We start from the raw sequence: 17,064 nt of genomic DNA, 5'->3' as shown, positions 1-17,064 counted from the left end.
CCCCGACACGGCACGAGGGCCCGAAGTCGCAAAACCAAGTTGCGGCTTCGGGCCCATTCGTACGTTAGCGGTCGATCAGTCCGCGAGCGGCAGGTATACGCGATTCCCCGCCGCCGCAAACTCCTTGGACTTCTGAAGCATCCCCGCTTCAACCTCCTCAGGCGTCGCGTTGGCGTCGCCGCCGAACTGCTCTGTGATGCTTCTGCTGATCTTCATACTGCAGAACTTCGGCCCGCACATGGAGCAGAAGTGCGCCGTCTTCGCCGGTTCCGCCGGGAGCGTCTCGTCGTGGAAGGAGCGGGCCGTGTCCGGGTCGAGGGCCAGGTTGAACTGGTCCTCCCAGCGGAATTCGAAGCGGGCGTCGGACAGGGCGTCGTCCCACTCCTGGGCACCGGGGTGGCCCTTGGCGAGGTCCGCCGCGTGGGCGGCGATCTTGTAGGTGATGACGCCGGTCTTGACGTCGTCACGGTCCGGCAGGCCCAGGTGTTCCTTCGGCGTGACGTAGCAGAGCATCGCCGTGCCCCACCAGGCGATCATCGCCGCGCCGATGCCCGAGGTGATGTGGTCGTAGGCGGGGGCGATATCGGTGGTGAGGGGGCCGAGGGTGTAGAAGGGGGCCTCCTCGCAGATCTCCTGCTGGAGGTCGATGTTCTCCTTGATCTTGTGCATCGGGACATGGCCCGGGCCCTCGATCATCGTCTGGACGTTGTGCCGCTTGGCGATCCGGTTGAGCTCGCCGAGCGTGCGCAACTCCGCGAACTGCGCCTCGTCGTTGGCGTCGGCGATCGAGCCGGGGCGCAGTCCGTCGCCGAGCGAGTAGGTGACGTCGTACGCGGCGAGGATCTCGCAGAGCTCCTCGAAGTGGGTGTAGAGGAACGACTCCTTGTGGTGGGCCAGGCACCACGCCGCCATGATGGAGCCGCCGCGCGAGACGATGCCGGTCTTGCGGCGGGCGGTCAGCGGGACGTACGGCAGTCGCACGCCCGCGTGCACCGTCATGTAGTCGACGCCCTGCTCGGCCTGTTCGATGACGGTGTCCTTGTAGATCTCCCAGGTCAGCTCCTCCGCCTTGCCGTCGACCTTCTCCAGGGCCTGGTACAGGGGCACCGTGCCGATGGGGACGGGGGAGTTGCGCAGCACCCACTCGCGGGTGGTGTGGATATTGCGGCCGGTGGAGAGGTCCATGACCGTGTCGGCGCCCCAGCGGGTCGCCCAGGTCATCTTCTCGACCTCTTCCTCGATGGAGGAGGTGACGGCGGAGTTGCCGATGTTGGCGTTGACCTTCACCAGGAATCGCTTGCCGATGATCATCGGCTCGATCTCCGGGTGGTTGACGTTGGCCGGGAGGACCGCCCGGCCGGCCGCGATCTCCTCGCGTACCACTTCGGGGGAGACGTTCTCGCGGAGCGCCACGAACTCCATCTCCGCCGTGATCTCGCCCCGGCGCGCGTAGGCGAGCTGTGTCACTGCGGCGCCGTCCCGGCCCCGGCGGGGCTGGCGGGGGCGGCCGGGGAAGACCGCGTCGAGGTTGCGCAGCCCGCCGCGCGGCGTCGTGTGCTTGATGCCGTCGTCCTCGGGGCGGACGGGGCGGCCCGCGTACTCCTCGGTGTCGCCGCGGGCGAGGATCCAGTTCTGCCGCAGCGGCGCGAGGCCGCGGCGGACATCTGTCTCGATCTGGGGGTCGGTGTACGGGCCGGAGGTGTCGTACAGCGTGACGTCCTGGCCATTGGTGAGGTGCACTCGGCGGACCGGGACCTGGAGGTCCGGACGCGAGCCGGTGACATATCCCTTATGCCAGCCGAACTCGCGCATTTCAGGCGTGCGTGCATCCTGCAGAGTCATGTGAGACCCACTCCCTACGCCGGCATTACCCGGTAACAGGTTCAGCGGTCGGCGCAGCATGGGGCCCGGGGTCATCCCCGGGCCGACACAATCAGCACCCTCTCAGCCCGGTGCTCCGAGCTCCCGCGATTGCAAAGGTGTCACCCACGCTAACGGTTCTCCGGCGGCGATGAACAGAGGGCCCTCGCTCTTGCGATGATCTGACGGTGACCTCGACACCGCAGCAGCACCAGCCCCATGAGCCCGGCCCCGAGCCCGGCCATACACACAGCGGCGCGCGCGGCCACTCACGCGGCCCCGAGCACGGCCCCGAGCACGGCCCCGCGCCCGGCCCTGAGCACAGCCACTCACACGGCCACTCACACGGCCACGGCCCGGCCGCGCCCGTCTCCGCCCATCTGCGCAAGGTCATCGCGGCGGTCCTCATCCCCTTCGCCGTGGCCGTCGTCGCCGGGCTGATCGTGCTGTGGCCGGGCGGCACGCCCGACCACAAGGCCCATGAGCGCAGCGGGCTCGGCTTCGACCAGCAGACCGTGGCCGGGCGGGTGGTGAAGGTCGAGGAGGTCGACTGCGCCGACGTCAACGCCCAGCCGCAGCAGCCCGCCGAGCCGGGTCAGGAGGCCGCGAACCAGGAGAGCGGGGCCGGGGGGTCCGGCAAGAAGTCCATCTGCGAGAAGGCGACCATCGAGGTCACATCGGGGAAGGACAAAGGCCGCAGGTTTGAGGAAATCGTGCAGCCGAACGCGTCCCGCACGTACTCCGCCGGCCAGAAGCTGAAGCTGGCGTACGCGCCCAAGGCGCCGAAGAATCTGCAGTACTCCGTCTCGGACGTCGACCGGGCCCTGCCCATGGCGCTGCTCGCCGGGCTGTTCGCGCTCGCGGTCGTGGCCGTCGGGCGGCTGCGCGGCGTCTTCGCGCTGGTGGCACTGGCGGTCAGCTTCGGGGTGCTGACGCTGTTCATCCTCCCGGCGATCCTGGACGGCTCCAACCCGCTGGTCGTCGCGGTGGTCGGGGGCAGCGCGATCATGCTCATCGCGCTGTACATGTGCCATGGGCTGACGGCCCGTACATCCGTGGCCGTGCTCGGCACGCTCATCTCGCTGCTGCTGATCGGCCTGCTGGGCTCGCTGTTCATCGGCTGGGCGAGCCTGACGGGCAACACCGACGACCAGACGGGGCTGATCCACGGCCTCTATCCGAACATCGAGATCCGCGGTCTGCTGCTGGCCGGGGTGATCATCGGGTCGTTGGGGGTCCTGGACGATGTGACCGTCACCCAGACCTCCGCGGTGTGGGAGCTCAGGGAGGCGGACCCCACGGCGGGCCGGCGCAAGCTGTACGCGGCCGCGATGCGCATCGGGCGGGACCATATCGCGTCCGTCGTGAACACCCTGGTGCTCGCGTACGCGGGCGCCTCGCTGCCGCTGCTGCTCCTGTTCTCGATCGCGGACAGCGGCGTGGGGACGGTGGCGACGAGCGAGATCGTCGCGGAGGAGATCGTACGGACGCTCGTGGGCAGCATCGGCCTCGTCGCCTCGGTGCCGGTGACCACCGCGCTTGCCGCGCTCGTGGTCTCCGCGGACCGCGCGCCACAGGGCGGCGCGGAGCAGGGGGGCCACGGGGGCCGGGGCGGGCGCGGACGGCGGCGCCGGGCGCGCTGAAGCCGAGCGGCAGGGGGCACCTCCCGGCGGCAGCCGGGGAGAGCCGAGCCGCGAGAAGCGGGGTCGCTAACCGGCGTAACGGTCCTCCGCGAGGATCCGGTCGAGCTCCGCGTCCAGGTCGCCGACCGGATCGCAGGCCGCCTGCTCCTGGCCGAACGGAACCACCCGGTCCGTACGGTCCAGGAAGGCCACCAGCGGGGCGGCGCCGGCCCGGAACAGCGCCCTCTCGGCCCCCACTTGGAGTCTGATGAAGACGTCCGAAAGCCCCTCCGGTGAGGCCGGGGCGATGCGTACATCGCCCTCGCCCGAGGGTTTGCTCAGCCCGTCCAGCAGCAACTCCCGGGCGAAGGCCCAGCTGACGGGCGCGTCGCCGGGCAGATGGAAGGTGATCTCGACTGCGTACGGGTCGCTGCTGTCGTAGGAAAGCTCGACCGGGATCCGGAAGGAGAGGTCCTGGGAGACCAGGAAGGTCATCGTCACTTCTGCCTGGACTGTGTCGCGCATGTCACGCATCGTTCGCCGCCCCGAGTTGATTGCGAATGGCCGGGTCTGAACGCCCTGGCCTCTTGACGCCATGGTCCGCCTGGCTCAAGCGGGCCATAAGAAGTGAATTTTCAGATATTGATAGGGATTGAGAGGGAGCTGATATCTCGACCGACTCTGGAGCGTAGCGACTCGACTGCGGGGCGGAGTCGGTTTGCCTCATGTGAGGGACTGGAAATGGCCAGAGTTGCCGCGGCTGTCCGCGCGGCGGCGTTCGAGGAGACCGGGGCAGCGCGGCGGTACGGGCGGGCGGATCCGCTCGCCGGGCCGGGCGGGGCGGCGCCGGCCTATGACGTGGGAGTTCGGAGCCGGTTCGCCGGCCGCGGCCATGTTCGCTTTCGTCAACAGGCACCCCCGGGGTGTGTTGCGAGGCAGACGCCCGGAACGGGAGACGTCGAGCACTCGAACTCTAACCGGAACGGTGCCGTCAAACTGAGGTTTGGAACGCGCGTATCCCCCGCGCGGCGTACCCGGAGCCCGCGGCACACCCGCGGCCCACGGCGTACCCGAGGGCCGCGGCGACGCACCCGCGGCGCCGGGTCACCAGTCGCCGCGGGACGACGAGGACGAGCTGAACTTCCGTACGAGGTAGATCAGACCGGCGACGAGCGCCACCAGCAGCAGCACCTTGAAGACCAGGCCGACCACGAAGCCGACCACGCTCATGATCAGGCCGCCGAACACGGCCAGCACGAGGATCGGAATCGCGACCCATGTCACCCACCACGGCAAGCCCTGAAGTATGCCCTTCGTCGCCACGTCGGTCCCTGCTTTCTTCGCTGAGCCAGTCGGTCCGGGCCGCAGCCTCTACGCCGACCCGGATCCCCCGCCTTCGATGCTAGGACGGCCGACAAGCGAACACAGGCCCCGCGCCCCCCGTCCTCCCCTGACCGAACCCCTACGGGACGCGGGGCGGGCGCATCAGCTCTCAGGGGGAGAGAAGACCACCATGACCCGCAGGTCCTCGGTGATGTGGTGGAACTTGTGCGCCGCACCGGCCGGCACATACACCACGCTGCCACGCGCCACCTGGGTGGTCTCCATGCCCACCGTGATCGACGCCCGCCCGCTCATCACCAGGTACACCTCGTCCTGGCTGTGCGGCTGCTGCGGGTCGGTCTGGCCCGCGTCCAGCGCGTACAGCCCGACGGACATGTTCCGCTCGCGCAGGAACTGCAGATACGCGCCGTCGTTCGCGGCCCGCTCCGCCTCCAACTCGTCCAGCCGGAACGCCTTCATTTGTCTCTCCGCCCCTTGCTCCCCGGCCCTGCCCAGCGCGGGGCCTGTTCTGCGACGATCTCAACCATGAAGAATCTTCTCGTCAAGACGATCGCCAACGCGGGCGCCCTCTGGGTGGCCATCTGGCTCCTCAAGGACATCACACTGCCCGGTGACAACACCGGGCGGAAGGCGATCACGCTCATTCTCGTGGCGCTCGTATTCGGCCTGGTGAACGTCGTGGTCAAGCCAGTGGTCAAACTGCTGGCCTTTCCGCTGTTCATTCTCACTCTCGGGCTGATCACCCTGGTGATCAACGCCCTGATGCTGCTGCTGACCTCCTGGCTGGCCAACAAGCTCGACCTGGCCTTCCATGTCGAGGGCTTCGGGACGGCCGTGATAGGCGCGTTGATCATCTCCATCGTCTCCTGGGCCCTGCACGTCGTCCTGCCCGACGACAAGGACTGAGCGCCGTCAAGGATGATGGGACGCATGAGAGCCCCGTCGCCCTACCGCGTCTGCTTCGTCTGCACCGGCAACATATGCCGCTCGCCGATGGCCGAATCCGTCTTCCGCGCATACGCCGGGGAAGCCGGGCTCGACGGCCGCGTCGAGGTGGACAGCGCGGGCACCGGCCCTTGGCACGAGGGCGACGGGGCGGACCGCCGCGCCATCTCCGTGCTCACGGCCCACGGCTATGAGCAAAGCCACATCGCGCGGCAGTTCCAGGCCGAGTGGTTCTCCGCCCTCGACCTGGTGATCGCCCTGGACAGCGGCCATCTGCGAGAGCTGCGCGCCCTCGCCCCGACGCCCGAGGACGCCGCCAAGGTGCGGCTGTTGCGCGGCTACGACCCGAACGCGAACCCGGACGCCCTCGGCGGCCTGGAGGTGCCCGACCCGTACTTCGGCGGGACGGACGACTTCGAGGCGTGCCTGGAGATGATCGAGGCGGCGAGCGAAGGGCTGCTGGACGCGGTGAGCGAAGCCCTCGCCGCCCGGGACACCCCGGCACCGGCCGCCTCAGCCGCCCCTGTTACCTCCGTCACACCGACCGCCCCAGAAGAGAACGCATGACCAGCAAGCACACGACGAGCGAACACATGAGCGGCGAGCACACGACAGGCGCGGGCCCGGCGGGCGACGGCACGCGGGCCGTACGGGCCGGGCTGCCCGAGCCCGAGGCGTACGAGCCGACCCTGCCGGGCCCGGCCTTCGCCGCCCACTACCACCTGCCCGGCGATGCCGACGTCCAGCAGGGTCCGTACACCTACGGCCGGGACGCCAACCCCACCTGGACCCGGCTGGAGCACGCGATCAGCGAGCTGGAGTCGCCCGACGCCGACGCCGAGACGGTGGTCTTCGCCTCCGGTATGGGCGCGATCTCCGCGGTGCTGCTGTCCCAGCTGGGACAGGGCGACGCGGCCGTCCTGCCCTCCGACGGCTATCAACTCCTGGCCCCGCTCGGCGAGCGGCTGAGGGGCTACGGCATCGAGGTGCGCACCGCGCCCACCGGCGGTGACGCCCAGCTGGCCCTCCTGGACGGCGCGCAGCCCGCGAAGCTGCTGTGGATCGAGTCCCCGGCCAACCCGGGCCTGGACGTGTGCGACATCCGCCGGCTGGCCGACGCCGCCCACGAGCGGGGCGCACTGGTCGCCGTCGACAACACCCTGGCCACCCCGCTCGGCCAGCGCCCCCTCGACCTCGGCGCGGACTTCTCCGTCGCCAGCGGCACCAAGGCGCTCACCGGCCACGGCGACGTCCTGCTCGGCTATGTCACCTGCCGCGACTCGGGCCTGGCCGCCTCCGTACGCGCCTGGCGCAAGATGGCCGGCGGGATCCCCGGCCCGATGGAGGCATGGCTCGCGCACCGCTCCCTGGCCACCCTCCAGCTGCGCGTCGACCGCCAGGCCCGGACCGCGCTCGCCCTGGCCGAGGCGCTGCGCGACCGCCCCGAGGTCACCGGGCTGCGCCACCCCGGGCTGCCGACCGACCCCGCACACCGCGTCGCGACGGCCCAGATGCGCGGCGGGCGCTTCGGCTGTGTGGTCTCCTTCGTCCTCCCCGGCCGGGAGCACGCGGATCGTTTCCTGGCCGCGCTGCGCCTGGTCGACGACGCGACCAGCTTCGGCGGCGTACGGTCCACGGCCGAGCGGCGCGGGCGGTGGGGCGGCGACGCCGTGCCGGACGGCTTCATCCGCTTCTCGGTGGGTGCCGAGGATCCGGACGACCTGATCGCGGATGTGCTGCGGGCACTCGCTGAGGCACAGGGCGAAGCAAGGGGTGCGGCGCGCGGCTGACGGCGGCTCACAGCGGCCGGCCGCACGCCCCTCGGGATCAGGCCATGCCCAACGGGCGTCTCAAGCCTCCCCCCTCGTGGCTTGAGACGCCCCGGTTCCCTCATGGAGAACCGCTTGAACAAGGCTAGTTGACTCAGCGTCAGTGTCCAATCACAGTAGCGACATGGACCTATCGGCATATTTATAGTTGACCTGCGGCGGGGGTGCGTCGAGCGGAGGGGAACCGCATGGATCTGGCCCTCTTACGCACATTTGTCACGGTTCACCGAGCCGGGTCCTTCACCCGTGCCGCCGCCCTGCTCGGGCTCTCCCAGCCCGCCGTCACCGGCCAGATCCGCACCCTCGAGCGCCAGCTGGGCCGCCCCCTGTTCCTGCGTACCGCGCGCGGGGTCGTCCCCACCAGCGTCGGCGAAGAGCTCGCCCACAAGGCCGCGCCCCATCTCGACGCACTGCTGGAGATCACCGAAGCCGGGCTCGACGACAGCTCCGCCAACCGCACCCTGCACCTCGCCGGCCCCCCGGAGTTCACCGCGCTGCGCGTCCTGCCCGCCCTCGCCCCGCTCGTCAACCAGGGGCTGGCCGTGCGGTGCGCCTTCGGCAGCGCCGAGGAGCTGTTCGAGGGACTGGCCGCCGGCCACCACGACCTGGCCGTCGCCACCGCCCGGCCCCGCGGCCGGCTGCTGGCCGCCGCCCCGCTGTGCGACGAGGAGCATGTGCTGGTCGCCGCCCCGCGCTGGGCGGCCCGGCTCGGCGGCCCAGCGGTGTTACAGGTCAAGGGCGTCAGCGCGCTGGAGCGGCTGCCGGTCGTCGAGGTCCATGAGAGCCTGCCGCTGATCACCCGCTACTGGTCGGCCGTCTTCGACACCCCGCCGATCACCGCGGGCACCGTCATCGCCCCCGACCTGCGGGCGGTGCTCACCTGCGTCGCGGAGGGCGTCGGGCTCGGCGTACTGCCGCGCTATCTGTGCATGGACGCGCTGGACGCCGGGGAGGTCGTCGCCCTGCTCAATCCGCCGGTGCCGCCGCTGCGCACCTATTTCCTGGTGATCCGGACGGGTGCGCTCGCCCTGCCGCACATCGCGCGGGCGCACGAGTGGCTGCTGCGCGCCGCTGTTGACTGGTGAGTCGGGGTTTCACCGGGCGACACATGCGGCAGATGTCCACCATGACCGAACGACCTGTGGTCAAGCGCACTGCCCGCGCCATCCTGCTCGACGGTGGCCCCGAGCCCCGGCTGGTCCTGATCAAGCGGACCAAGCCCGGCGAGGCGCCGTACTGGATCACGCCGGGCGGCGGGATGGAGCCCGAGGACGCCACGGTCGTCGACGCGCTGCACCGCGAGGTCGACGAGGAGCTCGGCGCGAAGGTGACGGACGTGGTGCCCGCCTTCGTCGACACCGTCCCGCACCCCGACGAGACCTCGCCCGGCGTGAAGGTGCAGCACTTCTTCGTGTGCCGTCTGGGGTCCATGGACCTGTCGCGGCGGCACGGCCCGGAGGTGGACGAGCCCTGCGGGGAGTACGAGGTGGTGCGCGTCCCCTTCACCCGAGAGGGCATCGCCTCGGTGGGGGTGGTGCCGCCGTCGCTGCGCGCGTATCTCGACGCGAACATCGAAGGTGTGCTGGCGCTGCTCGCCGACGACCTGGGCTGACCCCGCCCCTCCCCACCACCACCGGCCACGGCGGGGCGGCCACCGGAGCCGACCGCTACCCGAACCAGCCGCTGAACGGCTGCCCGGGGCTCTCCGGCGCCCGCTCCCGCGCCCTGGCCAGCACGCGCTCGGCCTCCCGCTGCCACTCCTCGGGGCGCGCGGGCTCCGGGCCCCGGTCCGTCTCCGGCTCCGGCTCCCGGCCGACCACGGGCGCCCGCCGGCCCTCGCGTACGTCGGCGGCCGCGCCGAAGAAGTCGCCGCCCTTGCGGCGGACGTCGTCCGTACCCCAGTCACGGTCCCGGTCGGCGGCGCCGCCGTCCCCGGTGCCATTCCCCGTGTCGACCCCAGTACCAATCCCCGTGCCGACCCCGGTGCCAATCCCGGTGCCGACCCCGGTGCCGACCGCGGCGCCGACGCGCCGCTGGACGGGCGCCTTCTGTAGCCGCGGGATGTGCTTGGCGCAGTGGATGTACGCCTCCTCGACCGTCACCTCGACCCACACCACGGCCCGCCGCCCCGGCACCGGGTCGACCGGCAGCCCGGGGTGGGCGACGCGCATCTCGGCATCCTCCACGACCCGCGCCCGGCCGTTGATGTGCAGACCGATCCGGTCGCGCAGGAAGTCGATCAGGAGAATGCCGAGGTGGGGGTTCTCCTCGATGTTCCCGAGGCTGGCCAGGACGCCGTTGCCCCGGTATTCGGGGTAGGCCAGGGTCCTGTCGTCGAGCACCCGCAGAAAGCCGGGAGGCCCGGCCCGGAAGGTGCTGTCGCACTCGCCGTGCCGGTCGGCCGTCGCCAGGAAGAACATCTCCTGGCGGCCCACGAACTCCCGCATCCGATCGTTGAGCCGGTCCAGCACCTGCTCGTCGTAGAAGCGGTCGGCGCGGTCGCCCGTGCCCAGGCGCCGCTGCAGCAGGTGCTCGCCGGCGCTGCCCGGACGTCTCGTACGGTCCATGCCGCCCGTGGGGGCGTCGGCCGGCGCGGCCCATGCCGGCGCGGCCCATGCCGTCGTCTCCGTCGTCGCCCTCTCGTGCTCGACGTCGTCCACGCTCACTTGTCCCTCACCCTGCGATCGCTCGAGTCAGTGCAGCACTGCTCTCCCGGCCCCCAGTCCCCTGCTCCTCACTACTCACTACTGCGTCGCGGCCCCCCGCCGTGTTGCAGTCGCCCGCTAGTCCCCCGCCGCGACGAGCTCCTCGAGGGAATCGTGCCGTATGCGGTGGGACGGGATCCCGATGCCTCTCAGGGTGTCCACACCGCTGCGGATCATCCCGGGCGGTCCGGACAGGTACGCGTCGTACGTATTCCACGGGCCGTACTGGCGGACGGCGTCCGGGAGCCGGCCGCTGAGCCCGTTCGTCGGGCTGTCGGAGACGACCGGACGGACCGAGAGCCAGTGGTGGGTCTGCGCCAGCCGCAGCATGGTGTCGATGTCGTAGAGGTCGTGGTCGCTGCGGGCGCCGTAGAAGACCTCGACCGGGCGGTTGCGGCCGTACTCGGCGACATCCTCGACCAGGGCCTTGATCGGCGCGATGCCGGTGCCGCCGCCCAGGCAGAGCAGGCCGTTGTCGGTGGAGTGGTCGACCGTCATCGAGCCGGCCGGGGGGCCGAGGCGGATCACATCGCCAAGGCGGGCCCGGTGCACCAGCGCCGAGGACACCCAGCCGGCCGGCACCGCCTTGACATGGAAGGACAGCAGACCGTCCGGGCGCGGCGCCGAGGCGAAGGAGTAGTGCCGCCACACCCGGGGCCACCAGGGGGTCTCCAGGGACGTGTACTGGCCGGCGAGGAAGGGGTACGGCTGGTCGGGGCGCACGGTGATGACGGCGATGTCCTGGGTGCGCAGCTCATGGCCGACGACCTCGGCCTGCCACCACGCGGGCGCGCGCAGCTCGTCCTCGGCGGCCGCGTCGATCATGATCTGCGAGATGGCGGTGTACGCCCGGACCCAGGCGCCCTCGGTCTCATCGCTCCAGGTCCCGCTCGCATAGCGGGTGAGCGCGCCGATCAGGCACTCGCCGACGGCCGGGTAGTGCTCCGGCTGGGTGCCGTACTTGCGGTGGCCGCGGCCGAGCCCCGAGAGGTACTCGGTGAGGATGTCCGGGTCGTCCACCAGCCTGGCGGCGGTCAACAGGGCCCTGAAGAGCCGGTCGCGCTGGGCGTCCATCGCGGCGGGGAACAGGGGCCGCAGGTAGGGGTGCTGGACGAAGAGCAGCGCGTAGAAGTACGAGGTGACCTTGTCCGCGATGGGTTCGATCTCGGCCATCGTGCGGCGGATGAGGATCGCGTCGGGCGAGGCGGTGGGGTCCTCGAAGACCAGACCCGCCGGCCGCACGTCCTGCGCGCCGGGCGCCTCGTCGGGACGCTGGTGCTCCTCGCGCTCCCGTGCAGCGGGCCGGGCCTCGGCGGGCGGGGCGTGGTCCCGGCGTGCGGGCCTCCTCCACTCGTCGGACGGCGGCGGCGTCCCGGCCCCGGAAGGGGCCGGAGGCGGGGGCGGAGCGGGCTGCGCGGGGGCCGGGGGCGGGGGCGGCGCGGTTTGCGCGGGCTGCGCCGGGGCCGGGGGTGGGGTCGGGGACGGGGACGGGGTACGGCGGTCGGCGCCCGTGCCGACCGGCCGTATCGGGCTCACCGGGCGGCTGGGCGCCCGCCGGCCGGCCTCCTGGTCCGTGTCCGGGGACGCGTCCTCGTCCCGGCTCCTGCTCGGGGTGAACCAGCCCCAGTCGCCACTGCTTCCGCCGGTGCCGCCGGTGCCGTCGTTGCCGGCCGACGACGTGGTGGTCGGAGCGTCCATGGTTGCCTCGCCTCGAACATCTTTCTGTCGGTCTTTGCACTTCCGAAGCCGGAATGTGCCCGCAATTCCCCGCTCTGTTCCACTGGTTCAGGTGAGATTGGTCCGGACGGCCCGCCCCGTACTTCTCCATGGGCAGCATGCCATGCTTGTTCGCCGGACAGGACGCATAGCCGGAACTCCAGGTAACGGCACCTGTGTTCCGTTAGGCTGGATTGCCCCGATCTAGCCCCTGCGGCACGGCCGCCGCGCAGAACCCGGACCCGACCCTACCGGGCCCGGATGAATTAACAAGCCCCGAGCTCAGCGGCTTCGTTACACCCGGGAACCACCGTAATTACCGGTAGTTACCAGTCAATTCGTAGGCCTCCCGCAGATCGCGGCCGGTATAGCCGCACGATGCGATTTCGCTCACATGGTGGTCGGCGTTGACCGCGATCGAGAGCGGCACCACGGCGAACAGCTCCGCGTCCGACATCGAATCGCCGTAAGCGACGCAGTCCTCCCTGCTCAAGCCGAACTTCACGCACAGTTCATCGGCGATGCGCACCTTCGCCGCCGGAGTGAGGATGCCCTCCGGATCCAGCGGCTCCCGGAACGGCACGGCCGGCCAGCGCGACCCGTGCGCGGCGTCCGCGCCCCATTCCAGCAGCCGCTCCACGAAGAAGCCCGGAGAGAGCGAAATCACCGCGCAGCGCTCGCCGCGCTCCCGGATGTCCGCCCACACCTCACGGATCCCCGCCAGCCACGGCGCCCCCTCGAACGCCTCCGCCACATGCCGCTCCGTCAGCTCCCCCCACAGCGCGCAGGCCCGCTGCGCGAACTGGGAGGTGCTCAGCCCCCCATCCGCGAAAGCCCGCTCCAGCTCGTCGATCTCCCGCTCCACCCCGAGCTGCCGGGATATCTCGACGGCCGCGGCCGAGCCGTGGATGAGCGTTCCATCCAGATCGAACAGATGCAGTCTGGTCATGGAAGTTGAGCCTAGGGCTTGGCCACGGCCCGGATACGCGCGCGGTGGACGTGCGGTGGGTGTGCGGTGGGCGCGGCGTACGGCGGGAGTACCCGCGGATACTCCCGCCGTCAGACGCGGTACGGAGCGCCTCGCACGACCGTGGAGGAATGCAGCCGAATCTTTCGCGGCCCGCCCGCAGGGCCCTTCTCGTCGTCCATGTCGTCGTCTCCGTCGGCTGGCTCGGGCTCACCCTCTGTCTGCTCGCGCTCGGCATCGCGGGGGCGGCCTCCGGATCGGCGGACACCGCTGAGGCCTCCTACCGCGCCATGAAGATCTTCGGGGACTGGCTGATCGCGCCGATCAGCCTGGCGTCCCTGCTGAGCGGGGTCGCGCTGTCGCTGGGCACGCCCTGGGGGCTGGCCCGGTACCGCTGGGTGTACACCAAGTTCTGGCTGACGGTGCCCGCGGTCGGCGCCTCCGTCTTCGCGCTGCGGACCGAGATCGCCTCGGCCGCGGCCGACGCCTCGGCGGGCCGGTCCGTGCCTTCCGCCGCCGATCTCGTCATCGCGCCCTCGGTGGCGCTGGGCGTCTATCTGTTCCTCACCGCCATCTCGGTCCTCAAGCCGTGGGGGCTGACGGCGCGCGGCCGTCGGCTACGGGCCGGAAGCCGTCCCTCCGGAGCCGGAGCCGGAGCCGGAGCCGGGGCGCGGTCGGGCCGCCGAGTGGCCGCCCGATCACAGGTCCGCTCACAGGCGTGAGGGTGATGGGCGACGGGCGGGCAGGTCAGCGTACGGTCGCCGCGCCCTGCCGCGGCTCGTCGGCCGGCTGGTCGGCCGGCTGGTCGGCGGTGGAGGGCCCGCCCGCCGTGACGACCCGCCCGGCGCCCGCGGTGCGCCGTTCGAGCGTGGCCGCGAGGACGGCGGTGGCGAGGGCCGCGATGGCCATGAGCGCGCCGACCCAGTTGGGCGCGGTGTAGCCCATCCCGGCGGAGATGACGAGCCCGCCGAGCCAGGCGGCCAGGGCGTTGCCCAGGTTGAAGGCGCCGATGTTGGCCGCCGAGGCGAGCGTCGGCGCGTGCGGCGCCTGGTCCATGACCCGCTTCTGCAGCGGCGCCACGGTCGCGAAGCCGAAGGCTCCGACCAGCGCGATGGTGACGGCGGCCGCGACCTTGCTGTGGGCGGTGAAGCTGAACGCGGCCAGGACGACGCCGAGCCCGCCGAGGGTGAGGTAGAGCATCCGCATCAGGGCCCGGTCGGCGTAGCGCCCGCCGATCAGGTTGCCGCCGACCAGGCCGAGGCCGAAGAGGACGAGCAGCCAGGTCACGGAGGAGTCGGTGTAGCCCGCCACGTCCACCATCATCGGTGTGATGTAGGTGATGGCGGCGAAGACCCCGCCGAAGCCGAGCACGGTCATGGTCATCGCCAGCCACACCTGCGGATTGCGGAAGGCCGCGAGTTCCTGGCCGAGGCGTGCGGTGGCCGGGCCGGGCCGGCGGGGTACGAGGGCGGCGATGCCGGCCAGGCCGAGCACGCCGAGCCCGGCGACGGCGAGGAAGGCGGCGCGCCAGCCGAGGGTCTGGCCGATCCAGGTGCCCATGGGCACGCCGACGACGTTGGCGACGGTCAGGCCGGTGAACATGGTGGCGATGGCCTGGGCCCGCTTGTGGGGGGCGACCAGGTCGGCGGCGACGACCGAGCCGATGCCGAAGAAGGCGCCGTGCGCGAACGAGGCGAGCACCCGCCCGGCGAGCAGCAGCACGAAGGCGGGGGCCAGCGCGGAGAGCAGATTGCCCGCGATGAACAGCCCCATCAGCGTCATCAGCATCCGCTTGCGGGTCAGCCGGGTGCCGAGCAGGGTCAGCAGCGGGGCGCCGACGACGACGCCGAGGGCGTAGCCGGTGGTCGCGTATCCGGCGGTGGGGATGGAGACATGGAACTCGTCCGCCACCTCGGGCAGCAGTCCCATGATCACGAATTCGGTGGTGCCGATGCCGAAGGCGCCGATCGCGAGCGCCAGCAGGGCGAGAGGCATGTCGGAGTCCTCAGAACGATTGCACGATTGCATGGAAGCTTTGAACGCGTTGACAATAATTGCAGACGCGCTTTATTTGCAAGCGCCGTCTTTTTTGTCGAGTGGACTACCCTGGGGGACACCACACCCAAGGAGGGGTTCCATGCCGGACGCGCCGACCGACGAGCCGCTGCCCGGCGGGCGGACCCTCGCCCAGGGCTGGTGCGCCCTGTCCGCCCTGCACGGCCGCATCGAGACGCACGTCGAGCGCGCGCTGCAGGCCCGGCACGACCTGAGCGTCCGCGAGTTCTCCGTGCTGAACGTGCTCAGCGAGCAGCACGACGGCGAGGGCGGCCATCTGCAGATGCGCCAGCTCGCCGAGTCCGTCGTCCTCAGCCAGAGCGCCACCACCCGCCTGGTCAGCCGCTTGGAGGACCGCGGCCTGCTGTCCCGCTACATCTGCCCGGACGACCGCCGCGGCATCTACACCGACGTCACCGCGGCGGGCCGGGAACTGCTCGACCAGGCCCGCCCGACCAACGACGCCGCACTGCGCGAGGCCCTCCAGGACGCCGCCGCACGGCCCGAGCTGGCCCCGCTGGTCGCGGCCGTCAAAGGGCTGTAGGCCCCCGCGTAGGCTGCCCGCCATGAGCGACTTCGAGATCCGCCGCGCGACCGCCGATGACATACCCGCCATCGTGGCCATGCTGGCCGACGATCCGCTCGGCGCCCGCCGCGAGTCCCCGGACGACCTGGCCCCCTATCGGGCGGCGTTCGAGCGGATCGCCCGTGACCCGGGCCAGCATTTGGTCGTCGCCGTACGGGACGGCCGCACCGTCGGCACCCTCCAACTCACCGTCGTCCCCGGCCTGTCCCGGCGCGGCGCCACCCGCTCGATCATCGAGGGCGTCCGCATCCACGCCGACGAGCGCGGCGGGGGGCTCGGCACTCAGCTGATCCAGTGGGCGATCGACGCGTCGCGCCGCGAGGGCTGTGTGCTGGTGCAGCTCACCTCGGACGCGACCCGTACGGACGCCCACCGCTTCTACGAGCGCCTCGGTTTCGAGGCCTCGCACGTGGGGTTCAAGCTCGCGCTCTAAGCTTGTTCTTTAACCTTTGGCAGAGCCTCAGTGAGACCGGTAGGTTCTCCGCGGTGACCTTGATGGAGACGCAGGGCCTCGTGTCGATGACGGACGAGGCGCAGTTGCGCTGGATGGCGCTGGGAGACACCACCCGGCGGCCGCCCGTGGTCATGCTCCATGGCGGTCCGGGGCTGCCGGACTACCTGGGCGATGTAGCCGCCATGGTCGCGGACCTTGCGCCCGTGTACCGGTACGACCAGCGCGGCACGGGCCGGTCGCCGTGGCGGGGGCGCCATTCCCTCGCCCGGCATGTCGACGATCTCGCTGAGCTGCTCGACGCATGGGACGTGTCCAAGGCCGTGCTGATTGGGCATTCCTACGGCACTAACCTGGCGAGCCGGTTCTGCCTGGCGCACTCTGACCGGGTTGCCGCGATGCTGTTGATGTGCGGGCCGTTCGTCGGTGATTGGCGCTCCGGGGACCGAGCGGAGCGCGATCGCCGTATGTCCGCAGCACAGCAGGAGCGGCTCCGCGCTTTGGAGGAGTTGCCGGACCGCACGGAGGAACAGGAAGTCGAGTTGCTCACGCTGGCCTGGTTCACCGACCACGCCCATCCCGAACGCGGGTGGCACTGGGCCGCGCAGGGCGCCCGGCGGCGTCGCCCCGTCAACTGGACTATGAATGGCGAACTTGGCAGGGAAGGACGCGCGGATCCGCTCGGTGATCATCTTGCCGAGCTGCGCGCGTGCCTGCCCGCGCGAACGGAACTCCTCGGTGGTGCCAACGATCCCCGCCCTGTGTCGGCTCTTGTAATCACTTGCGCTCCGGCTCGATCTTCCGCTGACGCGGATCGAGGGCGCTGGGCACGAGCCTTGGCTGGAGCAGCCTGACGCCGTGCGTGCGCACCTTCGGCGATTCGTGCAAGGCACGGTGGGCGCATAGGGTTTCGGCCGGTTTGCTGGCTGATGTCATCCCCGGCTGTCGGCCCCGCGGAGGGTCCGGTGTCGAAATGGGCCTCGA

General features: G+C 71.1%; 18 protein-coding genes. 10 read left to right on the top strand and 8 right to left on the bottom strand.

All coding sequences use genetic code 11. The annotated features are described in order from the left end of the window. Nucleotides 1-75 precede the first annotated feature (75 nt). Nucleotides 76-1,842 carry a phosphomethylpyrimidine synthase ThiC gene (thiC, locus tag ACWY4P_RS26530; RefSeq protein WP_456202831.1) on the bottom strand — a complete coding sequence of 589 codons (1,767 nt, stop codon included), beginning with the start codon at nt 1,840-1,842 and terminating at the stop codon, nt 76-78. Nucleotides 1,843-2,048: 206 nt separating this feature from the next. Here thiC and ACWY4P_RS26525 point away from each other — a divergent pair, with 206 nt between their 5' ends. Continuing rightward, a complete protein-coding gene (locus ACWY4P_RS26525; protein ID WP_456202829.1) occupies nt 2,049-3,503 on the top strand; it encodes a YibE/F family protein in 1,455 nt (484 codons plus the stop codon). 66 nt (nt 3,504-3,569) lie between these two features. On the opposite strand, the gene ACWY4P_RS26520 is transcribed toward ACWY4P_RS26525, so the two are convergent. From ACWY4P_RS26520 to ACWY4P_RS26510, 3 genes are all read right to left on the bottom strand, one after another. Further along, the gene (locus ACWY4P_RS26520) at nt 3,570-4,007 is read right to left on the bottom strand and encodes an SsgA family sporulation/cell division regulator (protein ID WP_043487236.1); all 438 of its coding nucleotides are present in this window, start codon (nt 4,005-4,007) and stop codon (nt 3,570-3,572) included. Nucleotides 4,008-4,586: 579 nt separating this feature from the next. Then, the gene (locus ACWY4P_RS26515; protein ID WP_456202827.1) at nt 4,587-4,805 is read right to left on the bottom strand and encodes a DUF5326 family protein; all 219 of its coding nucleotides are present in this window, start codon (nt 4,803-4,805) and stop codon (nt 4,587-4,589) included. Between the two features lie 162 nt (nt 4,806-4,967). After that, nucleotides 4,968-5,285 (bottom strand): cupin domain-containing protein, encoded by a 318-nt coding sequence (locus ACWY4P_RS26510; RefSeq protein WP_456202825.1) that lies wholly within the window; start codon nt 5,283-5,285, stop codon nt 4,968-4,970. Nucleotides 5,286-5,351: 66 nt separating this feature from the next. Here ACWY4P_RS26510 and ACWY4P_RS26505 point away from each other — a divergent pair, with 66 nt between their 5' ends. The 5 genes from ACWY4P_RS26505 to ACWY4P_RS26485 all read left to right on the top strand — a co-directional run bounded on the left by ACWY4P_RS26505 (nt 5,352) and on the right by ACWY4P_RS26485 (nt 9,212). Further along, nucleotides 5,352-5,732 (top strand): phage holin family protein, encoded by a 381-nt coding sequence (locus tag ACWY4P_RS26505; protein WP_456202823.1) that lies wholly within the window; start codon nt 5,352-5,354, stop codon nt 5,730-5,732. A gap of 24 nt (nt 5,733-5,756) precedes the next feature. After that, nucleotides 5,757-6,338 (top strand): low molecular weight protein-tyrosine-phosphatase, encoded by a 582-nt coding sequence (locus tag ACWY4P_RS26500; protein WP_456202822.1) that lies wholly within the window; start codon nt 5,757-5,759, stop codon nt 6,336-6,338. 26 nt (nt 6,339-6,364) lie between these two features. Continuing rightward, the gene (locus tag ACWY4P_RS26495) at nt 6,365-7,561 is read left to right on the top strand and encodes a cystathionine gamma-lyase (RefSeq protein WP_456213064.1); all 1,197 of its coding nucleotides are present in this window, start codon (nt 6,365-6,367) and stop codon (nt 7,559-7,561) included. A gap of 227 nt (nt 7,562-7,788) precedes the next feature. Continuing rightward, nucleotides 7,789-8,685, top strand: coding sequence for a LysR family transcriptional regulator (locus ACWY4P_RS26490; RefSeq protein WP_456202820.1), 897 nt, complete (start codon nt 7,789-7,791; stop codon nt 8,683-8,685). A 41-nt stretch (nt 8,686-8,726) separates the two neighbouring features. Next, nucleotides 8,727-9,212, top strand: coding sequence for an NUDIX domain-containing protein (locus ACWY4P_RS26485; RefSeq protein ID WP_456202818.1), 486 nt, complete (start codon nt 8,727-8,729; stop codon nt 9,210-9,212). Between the two features lie 55 nt (nt 9,213-9,267). Here the strand turns inward: ACWY4P_RS26485 and ACWY4P_RS26480 are convergent, their stop codons facing one another. From ACWY4P_RS26480 to ACWY4P_RS26470, 3 genes are all read right to left on the bottom strand, one after another. Further along, complete coding sequence (locus tag ACWY4P_RS26480) at nt 9,268-10,167, bottom strand: pyridoxamine 5'-phosphate oxidase family protein (protein WP_456213063.1); 900 nt, start codon at nt 10,165-10,167, stop codon at nt 9,268-9,270. A gap of 216 nt (nt 10,168-10,383) precedes the next feature. Continuing rightward, nucleotides 10,384-12,003, bottom strand: a complete 1,620-nt coding sequence (locus tag ACWY4P_RS26475) for a globin domain-containing protein (protein WP_456202817.1) — start codon at nt 12,001-12,003, stop codon at nt 10,384-10,386. A 334-nt stretch (nt 12,004-12,337) separates the two neighbouring features. Next, the gene (locus ACWY4P_RS26470) at nt 12,338-12,970 is read right to left on the bottom strand and encodes an HAD family hydrolase (protein ID WP_456202816.1); all 633 of its coding nucleotides are present in this window, start codon (nt 12,968-12,970) and stop codon (nt 12,338-12,340) included. 149 nt (nt 12,971-13,119) lie between these two features. On the opposite strand from ACWY4P_RS26470, the gene ACWY4P_RS26465 reads away from it, so the two are divergent. Beyond that, on the top strand, nt 13,120-13,710 hold the full coding sequence (locus ACWY4P_RS26465) for a DUF2269 domain-containing protein (protein ID WP_456202815.1): 591 nt from the start codon (nt 13,120-13,122) through the stop codon (nt 13,708-13,710). Between the two features lie 25 nt (nt 13,711-13,735). Here ACWY4P_RS26465 and ACWY4P_RS26460 read toward each other — a convergent pair whose 3' ends face one another. After that, entirely contained in the window at nt 13,736-14,983 is a 1,248-nt protein-coding gene (locus ACWY4P_RS26460; protein ID WP_456202813.1) for an MFS transporter, read from the bottom strand. Nucleotides 14,984-15,125: 142 nt separating this feature from the next. On the opposite strand from ACWY4P_RS26460, the gene ACWY4P_RS26455 reads away from it, so the two are divergent. The 3 genes from ACWY4P_RS26455 (at nt 15,126) to ACWY4P_RS26445 (ending at nt 16,934) form a co-directional block, all read left to right on the top strand. Further along, nucleotides 15,126-15,587: a MarR family winged helix-turn-helix transcriptional regulator gene (locus ACWY4P_RS26455; protein WP_456202812.1), complete on the top strand. Its 462-nt coding sequence runs from the start codon at nt 15,126-15,128 to the stop codon at nt 15,585-15,587. Between the two features lie 22 nt (nt 15,588-15,609). Then, the gene (locus tag ACWY4P_RS26450; RefSeq protein WP_456202810.1) at nt 15,610-16,062 is read left to right on the top strand and encodes an N-acetyltransferase family protein; all 453 of its coding nucleotides are present in this window, start codon (nt 15,610-15,612) and stop codon (nt 16,060-16,062) included. 62 nt (nt 16,063-16,124) lie between these two features. Next, nucleotides 16,125-16,934 carry an alpha/beta fold hydrolase gene (locus ACWY4P_RS26445; protein WP_456213062.1) on the top strand — a complete coding sequence of 270 codons (810 nt, stop codon included), beginning with the start codon at nt 16,125-16,127 and terminating at the stop codon, nt 16,932-16,934. The last annotated feature ends 130 nt before the right edge of the window (nt 16,935-17,064 follow it).

The sequence above is a fragment of the Streptomyces sp. LZ34 genome (assembly GCF_053890475.1).
This window is presented reverse-complemented; position numbering and strand designations above follow the sequence as displayed.

Excerpts from the sequence above, each read along its gene's own strand:
- thiC (WP_456202831.1), bottom strand. The coding sequence starts at position 1,842 with ATGACTCTGCAGGATGCACGCACGCCTGAAATGCGCGAGTTCGGCTGG.
- ACWY4P_RS26520 (WP_043487236.1), bottom strand. The coding sequence starts at position 4,007 with ATGCGCGACACAGTCCAGGCAGAAGTGACGATGACCTTCCTGGTCTCC.
- ACWY4P_RS26510 (WP_456202825.1), bottom strand. The coding sequence starts at position 5,285 with ATGAAGGCGTTCCGGCTGGACGAGTTGGAGGCGGAGCGGGCCGCGAAC.
- ACWY4P_RS26505 (WP_456202823.1), top strand. The coding sequence starts at position 5,352 with ATGAAGAATCTTCTCGTCAAGACGATCGCCAACGCGGGCGCCCTCTGG.
- ACWY4P_RS26500 (WP_456202822.1), top strand. The coding sequence starts at position 5,757 with ATGAGAGCCCCGTCGCCCTACCGCGTCTGCTTCGTCTGCACCGGCAAC.
- ACWY4P_RS26495 (WP_456213064.1), top strand. The coding sequence starts at position 6,365 with ATGAGCGGCGAGCACACGACAGGCGCGGGCCCGGCGGGCGACGGCACG.
- ACWY4P_RS26490 (WP_456202820.1), top strand. The coding sequence starts at position 7,789 with ATGGATCTGGCCCTCTTACGCACATTTGTCACGGTTCACCGAGCCGGG.
- ACWY4P_RS26485 (WP_456202818.1), top strand. The coding sequence starts at position 8,727 with ATGACCGAACGACCTGTGGTCAAGCGCACTGCCCGCGCCATCCTGCTC.
- ACWY4P_RS26480 (WP_456213063.1), bottom strand. The coding sequence starts at position 10,167 with ATGGACCGTACGAGACGTCCGGGCAGCGCCGGCGAGCACCTGCTGCAG.
- ACWY4P_RS26475 (WP_456202817.1), bottom strand. The coding sequence starts at position 12,003 with ATGGACGCTCCGACCACCACGTCGTCGGCCGGCAACGACGGCACCGGC.
- ACWY4P_RS26470 (WP_456202816.1), bottom strand. The coding sequence starts at position 12,970 with ATGACCAGACTGCATCTGTTCGATCTGGATGGAACGCTCATCCACGGC.
- ACWY4P_RS26465 (WP_456202815.1), top strand. The coding sequence starts at position 13,120 with ATGCAGCCGAATCTTTCGCGGCCCGCCCGCAGGGCCCTTCTCGTCGTC.
- ACWY4P_RS26460 (WP_456202813.1), bottom strand. The coding sequence starts at position 14,983 with ATGCCTCTCGCCCTGCTGGCGCTCGCGATCGGCGCCTTCGGCATCGGC.
- ACWY4P_RS26455 (WP_456202812.1), top strand. The coding sequence starts at position 15,126 with ATGCCGGACGCGCCGACCGACGAGCCGCTGCCCGGCGGGCGGACCCTC.
- ACWY4P_RS26450 (WP_456202810.1), top strand. The coding sequence starts at position 15,610 with ATGAGCGACTTCGAGATCCGCCGCGCGACCGCCGATGACATACCCGCC.
- ACWY4P_RS26445 (WP_456213062.1), top strand. The coding sequence starts at position 16,125 with ATGGAGACGCAGGGCCTCGTGTCGATGACGGACGAGGCGCAGTTGCGC.